Source organism: Bacillus sp. GC_Bacil_1 (genome assembly GCF_026540675.1).
GTDB classification, from domain to species: Bacteria; Bacillota; Bacilli; order Bacillales; family Bacillaceae_G; genus Bacillus_A; species Bacillus_A cereus.
Map to the genome: position 1 here is coordinate 68,367 of NZ_JALNUG010000025.1, position 8,227 is coordinate 76,593.

The following is an 8,227-nucleotide window of genomic DNA, read 5'->3' on the forward strand; positions in this document are numbered from 1 at the left end:
TTTTTATCGAGTTATCTCTAATAATTCTTGTGGTAGCTGATTATTCCACAACACTCTATATAAACCATCTTCATTTATTAATTCTCCATGTTTACCTTCCTCAACAATTTCTCCTTTGCTCATTACAAATATGTTATCACAATGCATAATTGTACTTAATCGATGAGCGATTGTTATGGTAGTTAGTTTCCCTGCTCTATATTCCTTTAAGTTTTCAATTATTTTTCTCTCACTAGTGGAATCCAGATGACTTGTAGCCTCATCTAAAATAAGTACATCCGCTTCTTTTAATAGAGCACGGGCAATTGATAACCGTTGCCGTTGACCACCAGATACATTAGAAGCATTTTCTTCTAATAATGTGTCATATCGGAGTGGCAAAGAACTTATGAATTCATGGGCATCAGCCAATATACATGCCTCTATTATTTTGTCCATTGTTACCTCTCTATTCAAACCAAATACTAAATTATCAAAAATACTACCACTAAAGAAAAAAGATTCCTGAGCAACATAAGCTATTTTATTTCTTAAACCCGTCCTATTCATATCTTTGATATGATAGTTATCATAATAAATGTTACCTTCGTTTACGTCATAATATCTCATTAATAATTTAGCAATTGTTGTTTTACCTGAACCACTTTCCCCTACAAACCCAACACTATATCCTATTGGGATTTCAAAACTTAAATTATTAAATATATTTTGCCTAGTTCCATATTTAAAAGTTATATTATCCAATCTAATCTTGTGATGAAAAGAAGTAGGTGAAAGTTTTTTATCTTCTTGATCATTTTTTTCTAAATCTAAATCTAAAATCTCGGTTAATCTTTTTGAAGCAACAAAAGCAGATTGTAATGTCGGCTGTAAATCTACTAGATTTTTTATAGGATCTAAGAAATACACTAATAGTGCATTATATGCAACTAACTGACCTATTGTCATTTCCCCGTTTAATATAGAAATAGCTCCAACCCATAAAATTACTACACCACCTACTAATTCCACAATCGTTTTAATAGATTCTTGACTATTTGTAATCACAAAACGTTTAAAGAATTTCTGCAAAAGACTTATCAATCTTTTTTCGGTTTGAAATTCTGCCTCTTTTTCAGCATTATAGGATTTTATTGTTGATATCCCGTTTAGCGATTCTACAATATAGGAAGTTAACTCCGCATTACTTTCCATTTCTTGACGATTAATTTTTTCATAAGAACTTTGAAACATCCAAATAATAAGGATATATATAGGTATGTGTAATGCCGTAATGAAAAATAAAGTAGAACTTTGGGTATACAACAAAATAGAACCCGCTATTACCATGATAGTATCAATCATCACAGTTAAAGTTGTTGTTGCAAGTGCCTCCCTAATTTTAGCAGCATCTTGGAACCTCGAAATAATTTCACCAACTTTTCTTGTTTCAAAAAAGTTCATGGGTAAGGATAAAACATGTTTATAGTAACCAAACATTAACTTTATATCTAACCGACGACTCAAATATAAAATTAAATGCGATCTAAACAACTCTAAAAGAACTTTAAAAATGTATAATGCGATGATACCAATAGAAAGATATGTTAGCGTATGCTTTAAATTCTCAGTAACAATATTATCAATTACAATTTTGAAATAAAAAGCACCCAAAACCCCAAAAATTGTTATTAAAATTGATGAAAGAAACACAGGAATTAAGAGACTTTGTTGATTTTTTAAAAGAAACATAAATCTACCGAATGTATTTTTCTCCTCATCTCGTGATTGAAAAGATTCATTAGGTATTAAAAGGACTAAAACACCCGTCCAAATCTCATTAAATTCCTTAATATCATATTTAATAATCCCTTCTCCAGGATCAGCTACAATTACTTTACCCTTTTTGGTGATTTCTAAAATAACAACATAATGTAATAACTTCCCATCAATTATGACATGCGCAATAGCGGGTAATGGAATCTCTTTTAAAGACTCTACATTTCCTCTTACTCCTTTGGCTGAAAAACCTAACTTTTCAGCCGCTTGTATTAAACCATAAACATTAGTGCCATTTCTATCAGTTCCAGCATATTCTCTAATTTTAGAGATAGGTATATGTAATCCATAATGTTTAGATACAGTAGAAATACATGCTGCACCACAATCTTTAATATCGTGTTGTCTCACCCAATGATATTTTTTAAATAAAGACATACTTATTTAAACAACCTCTCATATTTAACTTTTAAATGAATTCTCTCCCACATATGTTAATAAAAACAGGAGTTTCAAACTTATTGTAATTAACAATAAAATTTGTTGGCCTTTCAAAAATTTCATATTGAAAGGCTTTTTATAAAGAAGAAAAGATTGTACTATTAAGCTCATACAATCTTTTCCTCTTTATAAAAATGTTTATTTTTTCTTCTTTTTCTTCTTTGCTTGACTCTCTTCGTAAGCATCCCACATTCCAGCACCAGCTCCAACAGCTAGTAATCCACCTGCAATCACTACAGGAACGATACCACCATTCGTATCGTACATCTCTTCTTCAGTTAGACTTTTGTACTTTTCTAAAGTAATCGTTTTCATTTTTAGCACTCCTTACTACTTCTTATTTGAAAATCTTTTTACCAACCCATTTTCCACCTACATAACCTGCTCCAACAACTCCAGCTCCAGCTGTAATTGCACCAGCTACTTTTGTAAAACCAGCAACTCCAGCAATTGCTAAAGGAACCACTCCACCATCAATGTTCTTTAATTCCTCATTACTTAATACTGCTAAATTAGGCATTTCTTTTTTTAATACTGAATTCATATAATATCACCTATCCTTATTTTTTTATATTACGCTTAAGTAATATGAGCTTTATATTAATACACCTTTTAATAAAAATCTACACTTTTTTGAAAAAATTCTTTTTTCTTGATTTAATTACATTTTTTTACTTTAAAATACTGCAGAACCCACCCACTTACCTACAATGTAACCAATATAAATAAGCAGAGCTCCTGTTAAGATATAAAAACAAGATTTAAAATACATACTTCTTTCAATCGCATCACCAATTTGATGAAACATGTTGGACATAAAGAAAACACCACCTTCTTATAATTACTAGAATAGAACACACAGAGATATTATCAGAAAATAACTAATTAACACAACACTTATTGGAATAATATTATATAAAATAATAACAGTGTTCACAAAAATTTAAAATTTATGAAATGAATTACTTTGGAGTTAATATTTAGAATTCAAAAGGTTTATTAGGTAAAAAACACTTTATATTACAACTAATTATTTCTATTTAATAAATCCCCTAACCCTTATGACAACGCTTGAATATACCTTTCTATAAAATTGAGTAATAATAGGATTATTAAATGATGTATTATCTCCTCAGTTTAATTCACATAATTTTCAAAAATATTAACCTATAGCATTCATCGGTTGTTATATAATGGAACTAAGCCGTAATCAATATGGTTTCCCCGTTATGAATAATGAGATAATTTATGTGTCCCTTGTATTCGCTTTAACCCAAAAAGAACTTGTAGTGATTTCTACAAGTTCTTTTTGCTTTTCTTATTGTTTCTAGAGTAAAAACTTTTCAATATAGTGGAAACATTAATAAAGCATTTATCTCTAGTTTGCTAACTAAAAATTTAGTGTTTTAACATACTTTATAAAAATATTTTAGACTATAGAATAAATCATTAGACTGTTAAAATAGAAAAAAGGGAAGAACCACCAATATTCTTCCCTTTCTTCTGTAATTAGGGTTGCTATATTAATTAATATAGCAGTTTATAAAATGTTGGATGCAACAGTTTACTCTTGAAATTATAGCACGAGTAACAATTGATTCTTATGCAATATTGCATAAGATGATTATTATTTATCAAAGAAATTGTCTCACAATAGACAGTAGTACATACTTTTTATGTTTAGTTTTAAGTAAGTTTTAATTTTAATTTTTTAAAATATCGATGAAGCTAAGGAATCCGAAAGTATTTAAAAGGAAAACAATAGACTTGAATTATATTTCTCATCGGCCAATATTGTTTAACATAATAAAATAAAGATAGATGATAACCAATACATGTTATTAGAATTTAAATGGTTCCAATCTGAAGAATGCACCTTAAAATTAATTTTCTTTGTGTACAATTTTTTATACATTTATACACTTTGAATTTTTTATGTACGTTTGATATAATTACATTAATAGTATCACAGGAATATCTTATGTATATAATAAAAGAAGAGATGCGCTAACATCTCTTCTAGTAACTGCTACCGCAAGGTGGTCGGTTACTTAAACTTATTTTTTGCGTTTAGAACCGCCCTTTCGCTTGCCGGCATTTGGGGCGGTTCTTTTATTTCGTTTACTGTTAATCTTTTTCGCCAGCTCATTCGCATAAGCTGTAGCAAATACTGTAAGGAATACCTTAGCAGCGTCGTACAATAAATTAAATAAAGAATCCATTCGGTCACCTCCTTCCTCTCTAAGATCAGAGAAAGGATAGCAACCTCCCGCCCTCACAATATACAGTTGTTTTCATTCTATCATACTTGTACATGCTCACCAATATAAAATAGCCCACCTATTTCCGTAGACGGACCTTTTTTGATTTTGCAATTGTGCACAATCATACTATAACAAACTGTTTAAATAAAATTGTACATGTAAAATAATTGGAATTACTTCACCAATCCTAACACCCTAACAATCTCAACTATTTTATTATCTTCTAATCTACAATAAAGTCGTTTACCGTTACGTTCACTTTTCACAACATTCCCCTGAACTAATTTTCGTAAATGCTGTAAAATCACAGCTTCCGAAATCTGCGTTAGTTTACTTAACTCAGAAACCGACAAAGAACCGCGCACAATCAATTCACGAACAATTAATAAGCGACTAAGATTTCCTAATAATTCTAAAGTTTTTACGCTTTCTGTATAGAAATTAAAATCCATATGAAAAGCCCTTACCAAAACTCCCAACCTCCCAAAATAAAGAAAAATAACAACCAGAATATCTTAACATAAAAACAGTAGGATTAACTCCAAAATATACCAATTTAGCCTTGAGAAAAATACTACTTGGATGAAATTCTAATACATAGTATTAAAATTAAGATGGTGCAAATCAGTGGAAGGTATAGAAGCTGGGCATTATTTACATTTCTTATATTTATCTCCTCTTAAATAGTGATAGAGACGCAGATTTAAAATGTCTGTACAAAATACTTAATTAAAGTTTTTAGAAGTGAAAGATAGGATTTTTATTTCTCTTTTATTAATTCACATAATTTTCAAACTCTTTTAATCCAATTGTTGATATTTGATATATAATAAAATTAACCCGTAGTTATCATGTTTGCTCCGATTCAAATTATGAGATAGTTTGTTTCAACTTTTTTACATTATCTTAAAAAGAACTTGTAGGGATTCCTACAAGTTCTTTTTGTTTTTTATATTGAAATGAACTAAAAAATTACAAACATCTATAGCTTTTTAATTAACATAAATTCTTAGTTATTTAGCCATATTACATTTGTTAGAGAAACAGCAGCTATTGCAAATCTTTATTTGATAAAAGACAAAAAGAAGCAAAAAAAAGATTTATCTTTTCACCTTTGTCGCTCCACAATCTAACCTTTTACTTCAATAAATTAAAAAGGGAAATTCCAGTACTTACAAAGAATACTTTGCTAGTTGCTCACCCCAAGATGATAATTCAGTCTCAATAAACCCTGCCTTTTTATATACAAGTTTAGCCGTAAGATTTTCAGGATGATATCCGATCATTATTAAAGGAATGTTTGTATTGTTATTTTGTCTTACCTCTTCAATAACCAGATATATAGCTTGTTTCCCTATACCTTTTCCTTGAAATTTTTCATCAATCATAAGTCTATAAATCCAATAATTATTATCATCAGGATCTATTCCAAACATAGTAAATCCTATCATTTTATTACCAACATAAATTCCTTTTGCATAAAAATTATCTAGAAATTGAACTTCTGCGATAGAATACAGGTTTGATGCTATAAATGTCCGTTGTTCCGCTTTAACAGATAATCTAATTGCTTCTTCCCAATTATTTTTATTAATAGACTTTAAATGAATTTTCTTCAATCTTATACTCTCCCTTTAATATTGAAAGGGGAACCACGTAGTTAATGGGCTATTGAAACGTTATCCCCTTGTTTTTTTGCCCAATCAAATATAAATAATTTCTCATCGACAACGCCTCCTTAAAATTAAAAATAAGTTATTATATTCAATATAATTGTTATATTTCCTGTAACACCCTTTTAATTTAGAAGATATACTGAAGAATGTTTACAATATTAGTAATTTAACTCATTATCACCAAACAACGGTTTGTTATTTTATTAGCGAATCTAAACTTAGCAAAAGTAGAGAAGTATACTTTTGCTAAGTTTCAAATGAACATTCATAAAAGAAGATATACTATGAGAATCCTTATTATAATTGCCTTAATTGTCATCGGCTTAGTATTTTCCAACGTGATTTCTATACATACAATCGAGACATTAGCTGACATAATCGGAGTTATTTTAGCAATTGTACTTGATGATTATTTCTTATATCGTTTTGCTCTTGGGATTCTTGCACTATTTACAACTTTTATTGGAGTTATTTTAGTAATTTAATTACATATGCTGTAACTAAATTACTTTAGAAAGAGAAATGAATTATGAATACCCTAAAAAGGGGACAGACCCACATCCATATCAACTTAAGGTTTTAGACTATTTTTGAAGTTAAAAGTACGTTACTATTCTCTTATGTTTATGAAAAAGGGGGGACGTACCTCCTTTTGTTCCAGTAAACTTTTCAGAATAAGTTTCTTCTCAGTCTTTCTTTTGCAACATTTAATGTGAGACCATATAAATTTATTTCTCAATATTATCCATCAAAAAATCCCATATATTGTATGTTAAATTCGTCAGGTTAAATGTATAATCAATTTGTAAATATTATACAAAGGGGATTGATTTTATGAAGAAATTATTTGGAAGCATTTTGATGTCCTTTATTTTAATGTTTTCTTTTAGTATGAGTGCTTCTGCAGCAGAATCATCTGAGTTAACTTCATTAAAAGATTATCATGTTTATTACTATGAAGTACCTACGAATGCTAAAACTATGAAGGTTCAATTAACTGGTCCTAAGTTTAATAAAAACCATTTGTATAAGGTATCAGTTTATAATGATTATAACTCACGTACTGATACTGGAATAGTTGCTATATCTAAAAATGCAGGATCTACTACACATGAACTTCCTGTAGTTAAAGGCGTACCTGGGAAAGGACAAGTAAGAGCTGGCACAACAGTTGCTGTAAGGGTAGGAGCTTCAGATTTTAATCCGAATGCTACAGATTTTACTTATAATTTAAACGCATTTTTTAACTAAAATAGATTTATCTCAAAAAACAATTCTCCATTATAGAGAATTGTTTTTTGAGAGATAAATTGTTAAATTTTTTAATTTTAAAACCATCGGGTGTATTTGTAACAAAGAAAACCACATGAAAATGGACTTGCCCTAAATGCGGCGTAATCGTCCAATCGACAAAAACATACGTTCATATTAAATGTGGAGACTGCAATCAAATATTAATAGGGGTCACCTTACATATTCATCAATTTAACATTTTAATGTATCACCTAAATAAAAATTTCTTTTCTCTACATGTAGTTATTTTGAGAAGTCATTTCACTTTTTCTTCTTTGGGATGTTTACTTTTCTTAACTTGATAGTACCCCCAGAACGAAATTTTGTGCTAACTTGTAACAAAAAAGCGCATTTTTTCGTTTTGAGGTATTTCAAAATATGAGTTGGATAGGCATGTACGGTGATTCCTACTTAATTATTAAAAAAACATTAGTTTTTAAATTGTATACACGCTGATCACAGTAATTTTTCGATACACCCATCATAATGAATCTCTCCTTTTCCTCTTTTTATCAGTATTGGTAGGTAAAGAGAGGCCAGACACAAAAACAGGTTGTGAAGAAGACTTTCTCCACAACCTGAGATTAAGTTATATATTCAAATATGACCTGTTCTTTTAACTATTTAGTCTTTTATAATCTGTTATAGTCGATATAACTAGAGTCATAATAAATCCACTGACCTGTTCCAATTCTTAGCCAACCATTCTTTTCTTCATATACTGTAACTTTCTCG

At 29.5% G+C, this 8,227-nt stretch carries 9 protein-coding genes; 2 read left to right on the forward strand and 7 right to left on the reverse strand.

Features of this window, described 5'->3' with window-relative positions; genetic code table 11:
* Window positions 1–3: 3 nt before the first annotated feature.
* The 7 genes from OXT04_RS26745 to OXT04_RS26775 form a co-directional block, all read right to left on the reverse strand.
* Window positions 4–2,196 (reverse strand): peptidase domain-containing ABC transporter, encoded by a 2,193-nt coding sequence (locus tag OXT04_RS26745; protein ID WP_097822026.1) that lies wholly within the window; start codon window positions 2,194–2,196, stop codon window positions 4–6.
* Window positions 2,197–2,397: 201 nt separating this feature from the next.
* Window positions 2,398–2,574, reverse strand: coding sequence for a class IIb bacteriocin, lactobin A/cerein 7B family (locus OXT04_RS26750; protein ID WP_000849669.1), 177 nt, complete (start codon window positions 2,572–2,574; stop codon window positions 2,398–2,400).
* Between the two features lie 22 nt (window positions 2,575–2,596).
* Window positions 2,597–2,803: a class IIb bacteriocin, lactobin A/cerein 7B family gene (locus tag OXT04_RS26755; RefSeq protein WP_001089632.1), complete on the reverse strand. Its 207-nt coding sequence runs from the start codon at window positions 2,801–2,803 to the stop codon at window positions 2,597–2,599.
* A 132-nt stretch (window positions 2,804–2,935) separates the two neighbouring features.
* A complete protein-coding gene (locus tag OXT04_RS26760) occupies window positions 2,936–3,076 on the reverse strand; it encodes a hypothetical protein (protein ID WP_000069042.1) in 141 nt (46 codons plus the stop codon).
* A gap of 1,240 nt (window positions 3,077–4,316) precedes the next feature.
* The gene (locus OXT04_RS26765; protein WP_000377655.1) at window positions 4,317–4,481 is read right to left on the reverse strand and encodes a hypothetical protein; all 165 of its coding nucleotides are present in this window, start codon (window positions 4,479–4,481) and stop codon (window positions 4,317–4,319) included.
* A gap of 215 nt (window positions 4,482–4,696) precedes the next feature.
* Window positions 4,697–4,993 (reverse strand): ArsR/SmtB family transcription factor, encoded by a 297-nt coding sequence (locus OXT04_RS26770; RefSeq protein ID WP_097822027.1) that lies wholly within the window; start codon window positions 4,991–4,993, stop codon window positions 4,697–4,699.
* 702 nt (window positions 4,994–5,695) lie between these two features.
* Complete coding sequence (locus tag OXT04_RS26775; RefSeq protein WP_098256014.1) at window positions 5,696–6,142, reverse strand: GNAT family N-acetyltransferase; 447 nt, start codon at window positions 6,140–6,142, stop codon at window positions 5,696–5,698.
* Window positions 6,143–6,483: 341 nt separating this feature from the next.
* Between OXT04_RS26775 and OXT04_RS26780 the strand changes: the two genes are divergently transcribed.
* On the forward strand, window positions 6,484–6,684 hold the full coding sequence (locus OXT04_RS26780; protein WP_374693291.1) for a hypothetical protein: 201 nt from the start codon (window positions 6,484–6,486) through the stop codon (window positions 6,682–6,684).
* Window positions 6,685–7,033: 349 nt separating this feature from the next.
* A complete protein-coding gene (locus OXT04_RS26785) occupies window positions 7,034–7,450 on the forward strand; it encodes a hypothetical protein (RefSeq protein WP_267418640.1) in 417 nt (138 codons plus the stop codon).
* Window positions 7,451–8,227 lie beyond the last annotated feature (777 nt).

Excerpts from the sequence above, each read along its gene's own strand:
- OXT04_RS26745 (WP_097822026.1), bottom strand. The coding sequence starts at position 2,196 with ATGTCTTTATTTAAAAAATATCATTGGGTGAGACAACACGATATTAAA.
- OXT04_RS26750 (WP_000849669.1), bottom strand. The coding sequence starts at position 2,574 with ATGAAAACGATTACTTTAGAAAAGTACAAAAGTCTAACTGAAGAAGAG.
- OXT04_RS26755 (WP_001089632.1), bottom strand. The coding sequence starts at position 2,803 with ATGAATTCAGTATTAAAAAAAGAAATGCCTAATTTAGCAGTATTAAGT.
- OXT04_RS26760 (WP_000069042.1), bottom strand. The coding sequence starts at position 3,076 with ATGTCCAACATGTTTCATCAAATTGGTGATGCGATTGAAAGAAGTATG.
- OXT04_RS26765 (WP_000377655.1), bottom strand. The coding sequence starts at position 4,481 with ATGGATTCTTTATTTAATTTATTGTACGACGCTGCTAAGGTATTCCTT.
- OXT04_RS26780 (WP_374693291.1), top strand. The coding sequence starts at position 6,484 with ATGAGAATCCTTATTATAATTGCCTTAATTGTCATCGGCTTAGTATTT.
- OXT04_RS26785 (WP_267418640.1), top strand. The coding sequence starts at position 7,034 with ATGAAGAAATTATTTGGAAGCATTTTGATGTCCTTTATTTTAATGTTT.